Here is a 16,553-nt window from a genome sequence, read left to right as displayed (position 1 = left end):
CATCTGAAAGGAGTGTGATAGATTTTAAATATTGAAACATCTATGTCTACTTTTTAATGAAAGGGTTTACAAAAGGGGATTGTAAATGGGAGAAAGAGGGGATAGTTATATGGCATTACCAGTGGTTCCAAGTAAAAGGCCAGTAGTTACGGTTTCTAAAAAGCTAACTTTCAAAGAAAAGATGTCTTATGGTTTTGGTGATATTGGTAACGGACTTATGTTTGATATGGGACAGTTATACCTTCTAAAATTTTATACAGATGTTTTGGGAATCTCTGCTTACTGGGGAGGGCTAGTATTTTTAATTTCTAAAATATTTGACGCGTTTGCAGATACAAGTGTTGGTGCATTTGTAGATTCAAGAACAAATATCTCAAAAAGAGGAAAGTTCCGACCTTTCATTTTATGGGGAACAGTTCCTCTAGCATTAATGACGGTCATCTCGTTTTTGGCTCCAAACTTTTCAGACACCGGAAAGATTGTTTGGGCATTTGCCACCTATATGGGATTTGGGCTAGCCTATTCATTTGTTAATATCCCATATGGTTCTTTGTCTGCAGCGATGACACAAGATCCAATTGATCGTGCATCTTTGGGTTCATTTAGAGCAATTGGTAGTCAAACAGCTCTTCTTATTTCAGGAGTAGTGGTAATTCCTATTGTGCTACAGTTTGCTAATAAAGAAGTCGGGTACATCGTGGCTATATCTGTGATGTCAATATTCGGAATTTTGTTTCATTTAATTTGCTATCGTAATACTAAAGAAAACGTTATTAGAGCCCCAAGAAAAGAAAAGGTGCCTTTATCTAAACTATTCAAAGCATTGTTTTCAAACCGTCCTCTTATTGTATTGTGTTTAGCAGCGTTATTCATGATTGCTTCTTCCAATATTCGCAACGCTGTTCAGTTGTACTATTTGGAGTATAATTTAAAAAGCCCAGAATTAATGTCAATACTTTCCTTTTTAAGTATAGGGCTTGCTGTAGTTGGTTCAATGTTCATCCCGGCAATGGTAAAAAGAATAGGGAAGAAAAATACATTCATGCTTGGGCTTTTAGTTTGCATTGCCTGTGATGTTTTAAATTTTATATTACCAACGAGTACAGTAACGTTTTTAACTATTTTTTCATTAGGAAACTTTGCATTAGCATTTGCGCTTGGTCTACCGTGGGTAATGATTGCTGATTCCATCGACTATCATGAGTGGAATTCGGGAGAACGTACAGAAGGCATTGTTTACTCAACATACAGTTTCTTCCGAAAGCTTGCGCAGGCTTTGGCAGGTTTTATTCCAGGAGTTGCACTGAGCTTAATTGGGTACGTTCCAAATATTCAGCAGTCTTCAGATACATTGTTAGGTCTTAAGGGGTTATTATTTCTTGCTCCGGCGGCTCTTAATATTATTGGATTAATCATTTTATTTTTCTTTTATAACCTTACAGATAATTTATACAGTAAAATTGTTGCCGACTTGAAAGAGAGAAGCAGCTTTAACTAAAAAATTTGATAAAAAGTATATTGAATAGGAGCTACTAAAGACAATATTTATAAACTTTTATTAGGAAGCAGCTTGACACACTATTTTATAATACATGCATAGTAAAGGAGATACCACATGAGTATTAAGGAAAATTATCAATTTACTTTCATAAATGAAACTGATAACATTCTTCAATTTGAACTAGAAGAGAATAACATATATGCGAAAATTATGATACTTGAAACAGATATTATCAGGATTTTGTTTACAGACGGTGAGGAATTACAACTAGATAAAACTTGGAGTGTCGCACCCGGGCAGTCAGATGTTCCATTGGAGGGGCGCAAACGTTTGGATACAAGCGGTTTTTCACTACCAAGCTATGAGTTTAGTAATAATAACGGTGAATGCACCGTAGAAACTTCAGCGTTAAAGCTTAATGTTGATTTAAATGGATTTAAGATTAGCTGGTTTTACCGTGAGGATTCTGGGTGGGTGAATTTTGCGAATGACCGAAAAACTCAGGCGTATAATTTTGATGGTTCACTTGGTGAGGGGATCGTTCATTATTTAAAGCGTGATTTAGATGAACAATATTTTGGATTAGGAGAAAAGACAGGATCAGTTGATAAACATGGAAAGCGCTATCGAATGCAAGCAATTGATGCAATGGGGTATGATGCAGAATATAGCGATCCTCTTTATAAACATATTCCTTTTTACATCACAAGGCATAGAGAAACAGGATTCTCATTTGGGGTCTTCTATGATAATTTGTCCAGTTCAATTTTCGAACTAGGTACGGAACTCGATAACTATCATGAGCTATACAGATACTATCAAGCTAAACAAGGTGATTTAGATTACTATATTATTGGAGGCCCAAAAGTTAAAGATGTTACTCGGAAATTTTCATGGTTAACTGGACAAACAATCTTTCCACCGAAGTGGAGCTTGGGGTATTCTGGATCGACAATGAGTTATACCGATGCTCCAGATGCACAAATGCAGTTAAACGAATTCTTAAAGCTGTGTGAAAAACATGATATCTTATGTGATTCATTCCAATTGTCGTCGGGCTATACGTCAATTGAAGATAAGCGTTATGTATTTAATTGGAACCAATCAAAAATTCCTTCACCAAAAAAGATGGTAAACGACTTTCATGATAAGGGTTTACGTTTATGTGCAAATATTAAGCCCTGTTTATTAAAAGATCATCCCTTATTTAATGAGTTAAAAGAAAAAAAGATGTTTATAACAAATAGTCATAACGAAGAACCTGAAATGGCACAATTTTGGGATGAAATAGGTGCTTATTTAGATTTTACCAATAAAGAAACTTACGACTGGTGGAAAGGGCAAGTAAAAGAAAAGCTATTGGATTATGGAATTGATTCCACTTGGAATGATAATAATGAATTTGAAATCTGGAGTAAGGAAGCCATCTGTCACGGTTTTGGGAACAATAAAGAGTTTGAACTGATTCGTGCACTTCACCCACTGCTTATGATGAAGGCTTCCTATGAAGCACAGTTGGAACATAACCCTCAGTTGCGTCCTTATTTAATATCACGATCCGGTTCTGTGGGAATGCATCGTTATGTGCAAACATGGACAGGCGATAATCGCACCAGTTGGAAAACGTTAAAATTCAATATCAAGATGGGGATAGGGCTAAGTTTATCCGGTATTTATAATTTTGGACATGACGTAGGTGGATTTTCTGGCCCTGCTCCTGAACCTGAATTATTCGTAAGATGGATACAAAATGGAATTGTTCATCCGAGATTCACTATCCACTCTTGGAACGATGACGAGACAGTTAATGAACCTTGGATGTATCCTGAAGTTCTAGACTCAATTAGAGAATTAATTAAATTTAGAACAAAAATAATTCCATATATTTATAGTGAGTTGCGCGAAACCTCTAATAGCTACCATCCTATTATAAGGCCTACTTTTTATGATTTTGAACATGATGAAACTACCTTTGAAGAAAATGACGACTTTATGCTAGGCGATTCTCTGCTGGTTGCTTCCGTTGTTGAAAAAGGAAAGAAAGAGCGAGAAGTGTATTTGCCAAATAATCCTGGAGGATGGTACGATTTTCATGTTGGAACGTGGTATGAAGGGGGAAAAAAGGTTGAAATTCCTGCACCTTTACACTATACGCCGCTGCTAGCTAAGGCGGGAGCAATCATCCCTATTAATGAAGCAGAAGTAACTTTTTTAACGAAAAATATGGATGAAAGAGGATTTTTATTATTTCCTTGTAGAGGGAAAGGGAAATCTTCTTATAGCTTATATGAAGATGATGGGTTAACAAACGAATATTTGCACACATTTGCGTACATTCATGTTGATATGGAAACTACAGAAGATGAGATTCAAATAAACATTAACAAGGAAGGTTCTTATGAATTACCTTATAACCAGATTACGTTTCACCTTCCGGAAAAAGAGCAGCGCAAGCTAACTATCAATGGATTAGATCAAAATGTTGGAAAAGGAACATTTAGTTATAATCTGAGCTGTTAATAAATATAATCATTGACCCTATAGCTACTATAGGGTCTAGTTGTTTTTATTTCTACATTTATAGCGCAGTTGAGTAAAAAAGATGTATTTACAGCGATAAGTATCAAAAATTGTATGCCTAGAAGACTCTGTTTCAAGCCTCTACCTAGGGTCTGCGTGAACAAAGACTTCATTATTCCCTCAGTTTATAGCTCTTAAAGTCTTATATCGAGAAAATCGTACCGGTTTTACCTAGCTCTATCTAAAAAATAACTAAAAGAATAAATAGTAAGAATTCTTAAGAAAATTTTAATAACTTGCTAATAAACTTCTAATTTCCTCTTTATTTTTTTGTAAGTTGTCTCCTTTAAGATAGAAGTAATCGAGTAGCCCACCTTATTTTGAACGAATGAAAGTTAAATAAGGTTGTATGACCAAAATACGAATGGGTAACCTCACTACTTAAAATGGAGGCTGATGTACACTTATGAATCTAGAGGTTTTTCGAAATTACTCCTTGCAGCATTTGAAGAAAGATATACTATCAGGTATTGTTGTTGGCATTATAGCTATACCTTTAGGGTTAGGATTTGCGATAGCTTCTGGAATATCGCCTGTTACAGGACTTTATACAACGATTGTAGCAGGGCTGCTAATTGCTATTTTAGGTGGATGTAGGTTTCAAATCGCGGGACCTACCGGTGCGTTTGTTCCTGTTTTATTAGGGATTGTGCTGCAATATGGCTATGAAAACTTATTAATTGCCGGCTTTATGTCCGGAATTCTCCTCATTATCTTTGCGCTATGTAAAGTAGGAGCTTTAATCAAGTATTTTCCTTCGTCCATTATTGTAGGGTTTCAGTCAGGGATTGCGCTGATTATCTTCAGCGGGCAGATTCCAAACTTCCTTGGGTTACACGCTATTGAAAAATATCAGTATTTTCATTTGAATATAAAAGAGATCTTTGGTAATTTACATTTCATCAACATCTATAGTATCGCTACAGCAGCATTGTGCTTAGCTACGATTTTAATTGTTCTTTACTTTTCACCTAAGTCGCTGGGGATGTCCTATTTACTTGGAATTGTTGTATCAACGGGCTTGGCATCTTTTTTCTTTGCAAATCAGTTTGAAACCATTGGTTCCATTTACGGAGAGATACCTCGTCATTTCCCGGCGCCAGCGTTTCCAGATATAACAGTGGAGAGGGTGGTAACTCTTTTACCTTCTGCATTTGTGATTGCTATACTTGTAGGGTTACAATCTTTACTGACAGCTCGCGTTGCAGATGAAATGACAAAATCAAAGCACAGCAGCAAAAAAGAACTGATCGGTCAAGGAATTGTAAATATGGTAACGCCGATGTTTTCAGGTATTCCCGCAGCAGGAGAGATTGCAAGAACCGTTACCAATATTAAAAACGGCGCTTCCTCTCCAATTGCAGGCATCACGCATGCTATCTTTGTTTTGATTGTGCTGTTAGTGTTAGCTCCGTACGCTTCATACGTGGCGCTTGCCAGTCTTGCACCAGTTCTAATGGTCGTGGCATGGAATATCAGTAAAAAAGAACAGTTTGCAAAGGTGATAAAAGAAAAATCATTTCATTCATTGATTTTACTTACGACATTTTCGTTAACGGTGTTTACAAACCTGACGATCGGAATAGCCGTTGGATTATGTTTGTCAGGTGCACACTTTATGATAAAAAAGAGCAAAGAAAAACAAAAGTTATTAAGAAAAACGAGTTAATTTTACTAAGTGAGATGAATGAAGTAATAGAAAAAGGCCTCTAAGATAGAGGCCTTTTTTTCTTTGGTGGAAAATTTTATAGTTATTGACAATCGTTATCACTGACGTATAATATATACAGAGTGATAATTGATAAAGATTATCATTATCAAATAAGAACGATGTGAAAAAGGAGAAGATTAAACTGAAGAAGCTATTTTTTATACCATTTCTACTTATACTGGCTATTATCGTGAGCGCTTGTGGAAACAGCGAAACGACAAACGGAAAAGATAAGGGAGATACTAAAAGTGAAACAATTACATATAAATCAGAAGCTGGACCTGTCAAAGTTCCTAAAAACCCTAAAAGAATAGTGGCTCTTAGCAACGGCCCTAATGTAATGTCTTTAGGAGGAAAGCTCGTTGGGATTGATGAATGGAGCAGTATGAACCCGCTTTTTAAAGAAAAAGTAAAGGGAGTAGAAGTAGTATCAGAGGATGATTTAGAAAAGATTATGGAGCTGAAACCAGACTTAATTATTGCTGGATCTGAAATGAAGAACATCAAGAAACTAAATAAAATAGCTCCTACCGTTGTCTTTACTTGGGGTAAATTAGATTATTTGAATCAGCAAATAGAAATTGGAAAGCTTTTAAACAAAGAAAAAGAAGCGAAAGAATGGGTGAATGATTTCCAAAAACGCGCAGCGGCTGCAGGAGAAGCAGTTCGCAGAAAAATCGGTAAAGATGCGACTGTTTCTGTGATTGAAAGCGGCAATAAAGAGTTTTATGTATTTGGAAATAACTATGCGCGCGGAACAGAAGTATTGTATCAGGCAATGAAGCTAAACATGCCTAAAAAAGTAAAAGAGAAAGCACTTGAATCGGGTATCTATACGTTTTCTTCAGAATTACTTCCTGAGTTCGCGGGCGATTATATAATCTTGAGTAAAAGTACGGATGGCGATAATTCGTTTTTAAAAACAAGTGTGTGGAAGAACATACCTGCGGTTAAGAACAATCGTGTGTTCGAAATTAACACAAAAGCTTCGACCTACAGTGATCCAATAACATTGGAATATCTTTTAGGATTTTTCGAAAAATCGTTTCTTGAAAAATAATAAGTAAGATATATTTTTTATTCGAAAATTAGCCCGGTTCTACACGAACAACGCTTAGATATAAACGGAATGGATACGCCCTCTATAAACTAGTATTTCAATTTATAGGAGGCGTATTGTCCGTCTTCATTACTTTCCTTCAAACCAGCAGCGAGCGTTATCAAAAAGCATATGCTGAATCTGCTGTTCCGTTACGCCTTTTCTTTTTAACTCAGGAACGACTTCTTCTAATACAAAGCTCATCGACCATTTTGGAAAACGTTCTTCAATCACGCCTTCTGGAAACCAGTCCATTGTACAGCAGTAGTCTTGTGAGAGAAACATGCGGTTTGAATATCCTTGTTTAGCTAACTCAATAACCGTGTTGTTTCTATTTTCAGTTGAACATTCTCTTGTTAGGCCGTAGCGGTCCATTCCAATAAAAGCACCTTGAGTTAATATGTTTGAAATGTACTCAAGATTATCCGTATCTCCCGTATGTCCAATCAGAATTTGATTTGGATTAGCGCCTTCATCCAGTAAGATGTCAAGCTGCTTCAAGCCCGTACCGCTTGCAGGATGTGAATGCGTCATAATCGGCACGCCCGTTTTTTTATGAGCTCGTGCCACGGCACGCATTACTTTTTCTACATCAGCCGTTACGCCAGGTGCATCTGTAGCGCATTTTAGAAAACCTGCTTTGATCGACGTGTTTTGAATGCCGACTTCAATGTCTCGAACAAACAGGTCTGCCATATAGTCAATGCTTCGAGTTTGAAAATGGGTAGGGATGTAGTTATACGTATAAATCCCTGTGGCTGCGACGATTTGAGTGTCTGTTTCACGGGCAATTCGTTCAATAAAACGAATATCCCGTCCTTGTTCCATCACCGTAGGATCACAGATTGTTTTGACTCCGAGTGCCTTCGCACGATTTACTTGTTCTACTGCTTTTGCAACTTCTTGTTCTTCATCATACAAATGAGGAAACTGCGCATGAACAGATTCAGAACGAACGCGCATATGTTCATGGATTAACGTTAGCCCTAGTTCTGACGTATGGACTGGGCCTGTTACCGAATTGATAAATGTCATAGTACGATTCCTTTCATCATATACCTGTAAATCAAACAGCGAGTGATTAGGTACAGTTTTAATATAATCTGTTTTTATATATAGACTACTGTTATAAAAAACACATATTGCATTATACAACATATGTGTTGTCTTACACAACAGGCGGGACTTTTACTCACTATGACAAAAAAGTCCTTCTTTCCAAACAGAAAGAAGGACTAGTTATATTGATGATTACCCAGCATTTACGCTGTAATTATCACCGTTTAATTTACGGAATTTCATATAGCTGCCAACTCTCCAAATGACAATATATATAAAAGCTAGTGTCATCGTTAAGACCGCGAAGTCTATGGAATCTAAGCCTTTGAAGTATTGGCTCAAAGCCATTCTTATAAAGACAATGGCGATAATCACATATTTAAAATTCTTATTTGGCTTTGAATAAATAAAGCCATCTTCTCTTACTTCATAGTCTGTTTGGCTAAGCATAATGAGTCCGAATATAGCACCTAGTACACCAGCAATCATCATTTCCCAGTAGGGAGGTAAGTGAAAGGGCTGGCCTGGTATGTGCATCATCTGACTTAGACTAAGTGAAAATGCAATTAATATGAACAAAATAGGAGCTAATATACCAAGTCCATTCCTTTTAATGGGTCTATGTCTCCTTTTAACCCTTCTCCAAATAATGAATCCAATAAGAGCGATAACCAATATATAAATAAATAGCATTTCCATCGTCATGTTTCCTCCTTTTTTATTTCGATGTTCGTACAATCCACTATTTAGTATAAACAATAAAAGGATGGAGATAAAAGTGCATTCTTTCATTTTTGCACATGAGAATTCTCATTATTTTTTATGACTGCCGTTTTAGTTTTTTGTATATGCTTCATTAACTGTTTATCTCTTTTTTACCATAATATGTTAGAATTATAGAAAGCGTAGTGTAAATAAATTTTGTTTACACGCTGTCATAGTTATAGAGGTGAATGAGTTGAGGTTAGGAAATCAATTGCAAAAGTTAAGAGAAGAACAAAAGATGTCGGAAGAAGAGGTTGCTGAGCAGCTGAGTGTATCGGTACAGCACATACATAAGTGGGAGAATAATAAAAGCTATCCTGACATTCAGCACCTTTTAAAATTAAGCGACATCTACGAGACGACTATTGATAAATTTATTAAAAAGGATGCCACATTACAAAACAGAATAAACATTCGTGAAGAAGAAAAAGAGGACGACGATGAACTGTTTCACCCAGGTTTTTATATCGGAATAGGTATTATGTTTCTTGGTACTTTTCTTAGCCTGATTATCGGCAATCTTATGATTATGATGGTAACCAACATCGCTGGAATGTTAATTACTTGCTTTTATAAAGGTATCTTAAAACTTTTAAAAGACGTCAAAAAAGATTTTTATGAACAAGGATGAAATAGCAGAAAGACGATGAGGTGTACCAGGTGAAAGAGTTGAATTTGAATTATATGATCATATCTCTTTTATGTTTAGCCAGCTATTACTTATTTCGAGTGGTTGCAAACTCTTTAGCGAGAAAGTATGTAGATAAAACGTCTGAAGGAAATGTTTTGAACTGGGCTGTAAATGTACTTGTTAGAGGCGGTAAAAAGATGGAGCTCAGTGATTATGTCACATGGGCAGGATTTTGTGTATTTTTGTACCTTGTGTAGTTACATTAAAAAGTAAGGAACTATCTTCTTATTTTAAAAGGAAGAAGCGCTGCCTCACATGGTCTTTGAGCTCAAATGATAAAAGGGTGAAAACATATAAAATCCTTAAAACGAATAGTATAGGTTATCAATGAAACCTAAAGCAGAAAGGTGGTGTAGTGATGACCAAGTCAAAGCTTTTGTGGAAAGTTATTGGCCTAGAAATCTTAGTTATCTTTTGGTTTTTGGTAAACGGTGCATACGTGAGCATGACGCATCCTACTACACATTATCTTCAGTTTTTAGGAATCGTCCCTTTGGCGATTGGAATAGCATTTTATCTAACAAAAACAAAAAAGTGGCCGCATTTTTTCTCCTTTCAACAAAACATGTCGTTTAGAATGAGAATCTTGTTTCTTTCTCCGCTTCTTTTGTATTTGCTTATTATTTTAATTGGTAATAGGGGGATACACGTTAGTTCTATCCTTGATTTGATTCTTATTCTTCTTACCCAAACTCTTATCATTGCGTTTGTAGAAGAAATGGTATTCAGAGGATTTATGCTGAATTTGCTGTTGTCAAAAAGCTATAAATTAGCGGTTCTTCTTTCATCGCTCCTTTTTGCATTTACGCATAGCTTAAACATGTTAAGCGGTCAAACATTAGGAAATACGGTTTTTCAAATTTTATTTGCATTTGTTACTGGGTTGGTATTGGCTTTACTGATCGTTAACGGTCAATCGATTGGAGTTACGATTATATTCCACGGTTTAAATAATTTTCTCCAGTTTACAAGCCCTGTGGACGCAAACGATTCTTTACTTGTTAATTACGCGCTGCTTCTATTTTTAAGCGGTTATGCTTTCTATTTATGGAATCGAAAATCTACTTTATCTGTTTCTCATAATCAAGTTAGTGGCTAATTAAAAGAGGCTGTGACAAAAGTAGTTTAGTTGAAGGTGAATCCGAACGAGAAATGGAGATTCTTGATAGAGAATCAAACTCGTTCGGATTTTTTTGTTATTGTGATGGACGTAGGTTTCGTTTATGTGGGTAGGTGCTTCTAGCGGTTGATTGGAGGGCATGGCGAAGACTCCTGCGGGAAAAGCGGAATAGGTGAGACCTCGCAGGAACGTAAGCGACGAGGAGGCTCAGTGGGCGCCCGCGGAAAGCGAAGCCTTGCACGGAAATCAACAGCGATGTAGCGAGTGACCTAAACTAGCTCATGTATCCAATTTGCTCGCCTTTAGATTGAATTGCTTTAGTTGTGTCTTACTCTCTTTTTAGTGTTTCGAAGCAGGTATTAATCTACCCAAAGCTGAATAACTTCTATGGCTAATGTTACTACATTTAATTTGTTGGGACTTCATTAAACGCAAAAGGGGAGAACTATATGTTTGAAGAAAAAGTAGGGATTATTACGGGTGGAACGTCGGGGATTGGCTTAGCTACAGCGGAATTACTCGCAAAAGAGGGCATGTCTGTTGTGATTGCTTCTAGAAATAGTGAAAAAGGAGAAGAAGCTCTTTCTGTATTAAGAAAGTGGTCTCCTCAATCTCTTTTTATCAAAACGGATGTAACGAATAGTCAAGATGTTAAAAATCTCGTGAGCCAAACATACTCGACGTTTGGAAAAATTGATGTGAGCTTTAATAATGCGGCTAACACGGAGGCAGCTTCTAATGTTACCCATGAATTCAAAGAAGAAGACTTTGACCATTTAATAAACGTTACGTTAAAAAGTGTATGGCTTTGTATGAAATATCAGCTGCAGGTAATGACCAAACAAAATAGCGGGGTCATTGTAAATACATCGTCAATGGACGCTATTTTATGTTCAGCAGGGACTGGCGTATATGCGGCTGGGAAAAGCGGTGTGATTGCTTTAACGAAGTCAGTTGCTCAAGAATATGGCCATCAACATATAAGAATTAACTCTCTGTGCCCAGGTGCATTTCGTACGCCTATGTTAGAAGAAAGGTTTTCAAATCTATCTGAAGACGAAAAAGCAAAGCTCAATGAATCCTATCAAAAGCTAAACGCGCTGGGCAGAATTGGTGATCCGATTGAAGCCGCAAAAGCAGTAAAATGGCTCCTTTCTGATGATGCTTCGTTTGTTACGGGTCAAAACATTATTGTAGACGGTGGGATTGGATTTAGGTTTGAGTAAGAATAATGGAATAAAAAGATATTTAAGGGGATGCGTATGTCTTTCATTCTTAATAATTGTATGGCCATTAGTATCGTATTTACGGTAATCCTTTTTGTAAGTATCGTATGTAACAAAAGAATAGTCGCCCTTGTTATTTCATTCGTTACTATGTTATTCGGTTCATTTTTACTTCTTTATGCTTTTGCGAAAATAAGCGGGTTTGATGCTCTAGACATTCAAATAAAAGGTTTAATGATTATCGGAGAAGGTTTACTCTTACTTGTTGTTACAAGCGTATTTATTTCCGTCCAAGAGGCAAAAAAGAAAACGATGTAAAGTAAAAGAGAAACTGGCTGCTAAAGGCGGTGATGAAATGGCAATTGGAGTGGCATTAACAGTTTTAGTAGTAGGGCTTATGTTTGCAAGCGGACTAAGCCGAGGGAAAACAGCTAAAAGAAAATATATAGTGTGGGGAACAACGATTATATTGATCATAGCTCCATTTTTTTCATGGGTGGTTTCGGTTCTATATGCTATTAGTCAGGAAGAAGGTTTTGCAGGAGTTGCATTAATGATGTTATTGTTTCCTATTTTCTTTTTAATAGGACTCGTTACGCTTTTAACAGGAGTCTTTAAAAAAGAGAGTGTGAATAAATCTATTTAAAAAAAGAAGGAACAATCAAGAGTACAATTGATGGTAATATAAATCCGAAATAACTAAGGTAAAACCTTTAATCTATTAATAAAAAAAGCCAATTCGTGTTAAATTCGAATTGGCTTTTGCATTTTTCGGAACGACTGTTGTACAAATACACCTTTGGCTAAAGCAAGAATCTCTTTTATTACTCTTCTGATTTTGAAGATAGCACTTCTTTTTTTAGAAAGAAGCATAAAACAAAGGCAATGATCGTAAGTACAAATGCGTAAGTATAGATATGCTGAAACGATTCAATAAATAAAACTTTAATTTTCATAAATAATTCTGGAGTAAGTCCACTTGGAATTCCTCCTGCTGCCAGGCTATTCATGTTATTTGCCATACTTTTAGGCAATTCATCGCCTAAACTGCTTAGATTTGACGTAAGTGTGGAAGATAATAGCGTCCCAAACATACTTACTCCGACAGTTGCGCCAATAGACTGAAACAATGGAACGGTTGCCAAGGCAATTCCTTTGTGTTCTTTTTCTACAGATTCTTGAACAATTAAGTTATCTCCACCGAACATAACGCCTAAACCAAGACCGGTGATAAAAAAGAAAATAATGACCTGCAGGGTAGTGGTACTAATATCTAATTTAGAAAATAAATAAAAACCGATAACAGGCATAATGAAAGAAATCACGAATAATTCGCGGTACCGAACTTTTGTTAATAGAAATCCAGAAACGATTGAGGTTGCAACAGCACCTACCATCATGGGCAAAGTTAAATACCCAGATTCTGTAGGAGTAAGGCCTAATACATTTTGTGCAAAGTAAGGGAAAGATGAGAATGAGCCCATCAATCCACAGCCTACAGTAAAAACAAGCAGTGACAATACTAAAATATTACGATTTCTAAATAGATGCAGCGGTACAATAGGTTCAATCACTTTTGATTCCACCCAAATAAACAGTCCAATTAAAATCACGCCTACACATAGTAGCGAAACGATAAATGGAGAGCTCCACGTATACCCTTCGTTCTCGACTAAAACAGGCGTAATTAATAACGAAATGATTGCAGCTACTAGAAGAATAGCTCCTGCCCAATCAATTGTTACTTTTTTTCTTTCATGTACTTCTTTTAACCCACTTGCTAAAAAAATGACTGCTATTAATCCCACTGGAATATTCACGAAGAAAATCCAATGCCAGCTTGCTTGATCTACAAAAAAGCCTCCCATTAGCGGGCCTAAAAGCATAGGGATAAACATAACTGGTCCCATAAACGCTTGAACTTTTGCTCGTTGTTCAACAGGGAACAAATCACTCGAAATCGTCATGGCTAATGGCATGAGGCCACCCGCGCCAAGTCCTTGAATTCCTCTTCCAATTAAAAGCATAATCATTGAATGAGAAAGCCCGCATATAATGGAGCCTCCAATAAAGAAAGCCATAGAAGCGAAGTAGACTTTTTTTCGACTAAATAAATCGGCTAATTTTCCTAGTATAGGCATGAAAGCAGATAGAGCTAGCATATAGATGCCTGCAACCCAGCCATACATAGATAATCCGCCAAGATCACGTATAATCGTTGGCATGGCTGTATTTACAACTGTTTCATCAAGCTCAGAAAAAATAATTCCAATCATTAATCCAGTCATTACTAGTATTTTATTGTTTTTATTATTTAAAACTTGTTCTCCAACATTTGAGATGTTTTCCATATTGCGTTTCCTCTCGTGAAATTATTAGAAATGATCACTAAACAGCATGTGAATCATTTCTCGTCATTATCTCTATTAGTCTCTCGGGGATTTCGGTTTCTAAATCTCGGTGTTCTAAATTCAGCACCGTCTCCCCAAGGTCCGCGCCCAAAACTTCTTGGACCATGCTCTGGATCACCACCAAAAAATCTGTGGTGAGGTCCAAATCCTCGTAGGTCATTATGGCGTCGAAATTCTTGATTTTCATCATGACCTTGTTTTAACATTTCTTCATCTAAATAAGTATTTAACTTTTGCATTAAATGTGAAAGAGTATCCTGCTCTTCTTCTGAAAGAACATCAAAGATGCCTGAGTTATTGTCTTGTTCCTCCGTAGCCTCGATAGCTTCTAGTCCAGCTTCTGTTAGCTCAACGGAAAGTACTCGCCGATCTTTCTCAGATGGCGTACGAGCAATGTAACCTTTTCTTTCTAACTTACTAAGTAATTCACCTATTGACTGAGGTCTCATATCCAGTAAGTACGACAGCTCTTTTTGTGTAGTTTTAGGCTGCAATTTTAATAATTTTAATATCCGTCCTTGCCCCCGGTGCTGATCACCTAGTGCTCCAGCATCTCTTCGATTAACAAAGTAGTGTCGCTGGTATCTTGCCAGCTGTCTCTGGAACCTGAAAAATTGATCGATCAAATCTTGCTCGTGTAAATATTCGTTATCTCTTTCATTCACGATAAAAGCCTCCTTACTAATTTAACGCTGCACTTATCTATATAAAAAATTTTATCCTTTTAATAAGATAGGAAGGATTCATTTGACATAAAAATAAGGTACCTTATCAAATAATAAAGGTACCTTACTAAAATGTCAATTTCTTATAAAAAAGATACTTTGACAAAGTTAAACATATGCATAAAAGCTGTATATTCTATAGAAATCCCTTACTTGATTAAGTAAGTTTGCTAAAAGATATGATTACAAAATAAAGTGATAAAGCTAACTGTACTAAGTTAGCTTTATCACTTCATGGCGTTTTTCAATACGTTTTTCGATTTTCTCCATTGCTTTTTTATCTTTTAATAATGCTTGTTTATTTTCTTTTACTAGCTCTTCAAAAGATTTTTTCTGTTTAAACAAACTAACACTTCTTTCTCACTATCGTGTTTTTGAACGATGAGGGGGTATGGTTATTTGTCCTCGGCATTAAAATGAAACGACTTCTCAGACTTTGCGATAACAACAGTAGCTAAAGAGTTTCCTACGACATTTAATGCTGAACGGCCCATGTCTACAAAGAAATCAACTGCTAATAATAAAGCGACTCCTTCTGCAGGTAAGCCAATTTCTTTCGCGGCAGCTAACAGTACAACGATGACAGCCGAAGGAACGCCTGCTAATCCTTTCGTCATAAGCATTAATAAACCAATGATCACAATAATTTGTTCAAGACTAAGAGGTAGGTTATATACATTGGCAAGAAAGATAATCGCTACACTAATATAGATGCTAGCTCCATCTAGATTAAAAGAATAGCCGGTTGGTAATACAAAAGAAGTGACAGAACGTGACACTCCGAACTTTTCTAATCGATGAATCAGCAGCGGCATAGAAGCCTCTGAGCTGCGCGTTGTAAACGTTAATAAAATCAAATCTCCGGTTCTTTTTAACAGTTCCTTATAAGGGATACGGAAAATAAGTGCGATAATCGGAAACACAACAAATGCCGTAACGGCAAAAGATAAGTACGTAATACCTACAAATTGACCTAAAGAAAGCAAGCTGCCAATCCCGTATTTAGCCACGCTAAATGAGATAAATCCAAATACGCCAACTGGGGCAAACGATACCGCGTATTCGACTACTTTAAACATAGCTTGTAGCCATGCTTCAAAAAATGTAATAACCGGCTTCGCTTTATCTTCAAGTGATGTAAGAGCTAACCCTACAAAAATACCAAAGAAAATAATCGGCAACAGCTTTCCTTGTGCCATTGCTTCTACAATATTGCTTGGAATAATACTTAAGAAAAACTCTCCAAAGTCGATGCCTTTTGCTAGGTTTCCTAACGAGGAAGTATCCACTGCACCTACATGCATATGTCCACCTACATTTGTTACTTTAGCAATGAGTATTCCTAATATAATTAATACTGTAGTCACAATCTCAAAATAGAGAAGCGTTTTAAACGCTACTCGTCCCAGCTTTTTTGTATCATGCATCCCTGTGATTCCTAATACAATCAATGGGAAAACAAGAGGGACAATCACCATTTGAATAAGCTGGATAAACGCTTTTCCTACTATTTCTAACTTTAAACCAACTTCTTTACTAACATAACCAACGATCAATCCAAGAATTAATCCGATAATTACTTTTAATCCTAAATTAAGCTTAAATTTCTTTTTTGCAGCCATCTGTCCAATTCTCCTTGTAGTGTAGTATTGTTTTTGCTTTAGT

The 16,553-nt window shown here is 36.4% G+C and carries 17 protein-coding genes; 11 read left to right on the top strand and 6 right to left on the bottom strand.

The window, feature by feature from the left end; all coding sequences use genetic code 11:
- Positions 1-109: 109 nt before the first annotated feature.
- The 4 genes from ACFX4N_RS11715 (at position 110) to ACFX4N_RS11700 (ending at position 6,852) form a co-directional block, all read left to right on the top strand.
- Positions 110-1,498 (top strand): glycoside-pentoside-hexuronide (GPH):cation symporter, encoded by a 1,389-nt coding sequence (locus ACFX4N_RS11715; RefSeq protein ID WP_070809485.1) that lies wholly within the window; start codon positions 110-112, stop codon positions 1,496-1,498.
- A 117-nt stretch (positions 1,499-1,615) separates the two neighbouring features.
- Positions 1,616-4,021, top strand: a complete 2,406-nt coding sequence (locus ACFX4N_RS11710; protein WP_057273635.1) for a glycoside hydrolase family 31 protein — start codon at positions 1,616-1,618, stop codon at positions 4,019-4,021.
- 505 nt (positions 4,022-4,526) lie between these two features.
- Positions 4,527-5,750 carry a SulP family inorganic anion transporter gene (locus tag ACFX4N_RS11705; protein WP_377261438.1) on the top strand — a complete coding sequence of 408 codons (1,224 nt, stop codon included), beginning with the start codon at positions 4,527-4,529 and terminating at the stop codon, positions 5,748-5,750.
- Between the two features lie 184 nt (positions 5,751-5,934).
- Positions 5,935-6,852 carry an iron-hydroxamate ABC transporter substrate-binding protein gene (locus ACFX4N_RS11700; protein ID WP_098547368.1) on the top strand — a complete coding sequence of 306 codons (918 nt, stop codon included), beginning with the start codon at positions 5,935-5,937 and terminating at the stop codon, positions 6,850-6,852.
- A 129-nt stretch (positions 6,853-6,981) separates the two neighbouring features.
- Here the strand turns inward: ACFX4N_RS11700 and ACFX4N_RS11695 are convergent, their stop codons facing one another.
- Positions 6,982-7,926: a phosphotriesterase family protein gene (locus ACFX4N_RS11695; RefSeq protein WP_013058118.1), complete on the bottom strand. Its 945-nt coding sequence runs from the start codon at positions 7,924-7,926 to the stop codon at positions 6,982-6,984.
- 216 nt (positions 7,927-8,142) lie between these two features.
- Positions 8,143-8,649 (bottom strand): CcdC protein domain-containing protein, encoded by a 507-nt coding sequence (locus ACFX4N_RS11690; RefSeq protein WP_236019606.1) that lies wholly within the window; start codon positions 8,647-8,649, stop codon positions 8,143-8,145.
- A gap of 259 nt (positions 8,650-8,908) precedes the next feature.
- Between ACFX4N_RS11690 and ACFX4N_RS11685 the strand changes: the two genes are divergently transcribed.
- The 7 genes from ACFX4N_RS11685 (at position 8,909) to ACFX4N_RS11655 (ending at position 12,398) form a co-directional block, all read left to right on the top strand.
- Positions 8,909-9,346, top strand: coding sequence for a helix-turn-helix domain-containing protein (locus tag ACFX4N_RS11685; protein ID WP_192100238.1), 438 nt, complete (start codon positions 8,909-8,911; stop codon positions 9,344-9,346).
- Between the two features lie 29 nt (positions 9,347-9,375).
- A complete protein-coding gene (locus ACFX4N_RS11680) occupies positions 9,376-9,603 on the top strand; it encodes a hypothetical protein (protein WP_377261434.1) in 228 nt (75 codons plus the stop codon).
- A 161-nt stretch (positions 9,604-9,764) separates the two neighbouring features.
- Positions 9,765-10,505 carry a CPBP family intramembrane glutamic endopeptidase gene (locus ACFX4N_RS11675; protein ID WP_377261431.1) on the top strand — a complete coding sequence of 247 codons (741 nt, stop codon included), beginning with the start codon at positions 9,765-9,767 and terminating at the stop codon, positions 10,503-10,505.
- Between the two features lie 147 nt (positions 10,506-10,652).
- The gene (locus ACFX4N_RS11670; protein WP_274598736.1) at positions 10,653-10,787 is read left to right on the top strand and encodes a hypothetical protein; all 135 of its coding nucleotides are present in this window, start codon (positions 10,653-10,655) and stop codon (positions 10,785-10,787) included.
- 188 nt (positions 10,788-10,975) lie between these two features.
- Positions 10,976-11,752, top strand: a complete 777-nt coding sequence (locus tag ACFX4N_RS11665) for an SDR family NAD(P)-dependent oxidoreductase (protein WP_301264506.1) — start codon at positions 10,976-10,978, stop codon at positions 11,750-11,752.
- 60 nt (positions 11,753-11,812) lie between these two features.
- Complete coding sequence (locus ACFX4N_RS11660; protein ID WP_142319185.1) at positions 11,813-12,070, top strand: hypothetical protein; 258 nt, start codon at positions 11,813-11,815, stop codon at positions 12,068-12,070.
- A 37-nt stretch (positions 12,071-12,107) separates the two neighbouring features.
- A complete protein-coding gene (locus tag ACFX4N_RS11655; RefSeq protein WP_274589126.1) occupies positions 12,108-12,398 on the top strand; it encodes a hypothetical protein in 291 nt (96 codons plus the stop codon).
- Positions 12,399-12,576: 178 nt separating this feature from the next.
- Here the strand turns inward: ACFX4N_RS11655 and ACFX4N_RS11650 are convergent, their stop codons facing one another.
- From ACFX4N_RS11650 to ACFX4N_RS11635, 4 genes are all read right to left on the bottom strand, one after another.
- A complete protein-coding gene (locus tag ACFX4N_RS11650; protein ID WP_013058109.1) occupies positions 12,577-14,103 on the bottom strand; it encodes an MDR family MFS transporter in 1,527 nt (508 codons plus the stop codon).
- Between the two features lie 53 nt (positions 14,104-14,156).
- Positions 14,157-14,789, bottom strand: coding sequence for a MarR family winged helix-turn-helix transcriptional regulator (locus tag ACFX4N_RS11645; RefSeq protein WP_377261427.1), 633 nt, complete (start codon positions 14,787-14,789; stop codon positions 14,157-14,159).
- Between the two features lie 312 nt (positions 14,790-15,101).
- Complete coding sequence (locus ACFX4N_RS11640; RefSeq protein ID WP_013058107.1) at positions 15,102-15,233, bottom strand: FbpB family small basic protein; 132 nt, start codon at positions 15,231-15,233, stop codon at positions 15,102-15,104.
- A 50-nt stretch (positions 15,234-15,283) separates the two neighbouring features.
- Positions 15,284-16,510 carry a dicarboxylate/amino acid:cation symporter gene (locus ACFX4N_RS11635; RefSeq protein ID WP_029323185.1) on the bottom strand — a complete coding sequence of 409 codons (1,227 nt, stop codon included), beginning with the start codon at positions 16,508-16,510 and terminating at the stop codon, positions 15,284-15,286.
- Positions 16,511-16,553: the final 43 nt, after the last annotated feature.

This window comes from Priestia sp. YIM B13551, assembly GCF_042787905.1.
Classification (GTDB): domain Bacteria; phylum Bacillota; class Bacilli; order Bacillales; family Bacillaceae_H; genus Priestia.
This window is presented reverse-complemented; position numbering and strand designations above follow the sequence as displayed.

Coding starts and splice junctions, on each gene's coding strand:
- ACFX4N_RS11635 (WP_029323185.1), bottom strand. CDS start 16,510: ATGGCTGCAAAAAAGAAATTTAAGCTTAATTTAGGATTAAAAGTAATT.
- ACFX4N_RS11655 (WP_274589126.1), top strand. CDS start 12,108: ATGGCAATTGGAGTGGCATTAACAGTTTTAGTAGTAGGGCTTATGTTT.
- ACFX4N_RS11695 (WP_013058118.1), bottom strand. CDS start 7,926: ATGACATTTATCAATTCGGTAACAGGCCCAGTCCATACGTCAGAACTA.
- ACFX4N_RS11690 (WP_236019606.1), bottom strand. CDS start 8,649: ATGGAAATGCTATTTATTTATATATTGGTTATCGCTCTTATTGGATTC.
- ACFX4N_RS11675 (WP_377261431.1), top strand. CDS start 9,765: ATGACCAAGTCAAAGCTTTTGTGGAAAGTTATTGGCCTAGAAATCTTA.
- ACFX4N_RS11650 (WP_013058109.1), bottom strand. CDS start 14,103: ATGGAAAACATCTCAAATGTTGGAGAACAAGTTTTAAATAATAAAAAC.
- ACFX4N_RS11660 (WP_142319185.1), top strand. CDS start 11,813: ATGGCCATTAGTATCGTATTTACGGTAATCCTTTTTGTAAGTATCGTA.
- ACFX4N_RS11665 (WP_301264506.1), top strand. CDS start 10,976: ATGTTTGAAGAAAAAGTAGGGATTATTACGGGTGGAACGTCGGGGATT.
- ACFX4N_RS11710 (WP_057273635.1), top strand. CDS start 1,616: ATGAGTATTAAGGAAAATTATCAATTTACTTTCATAAATGAAACTGAT.
- ACFX4N_RS11715 (WP_070809485.1), top strand. CDS start 110: ATGGCATTACCAGTGGTTCCAAGTAAAAGGCCAGTAGTTACGGTTTCT.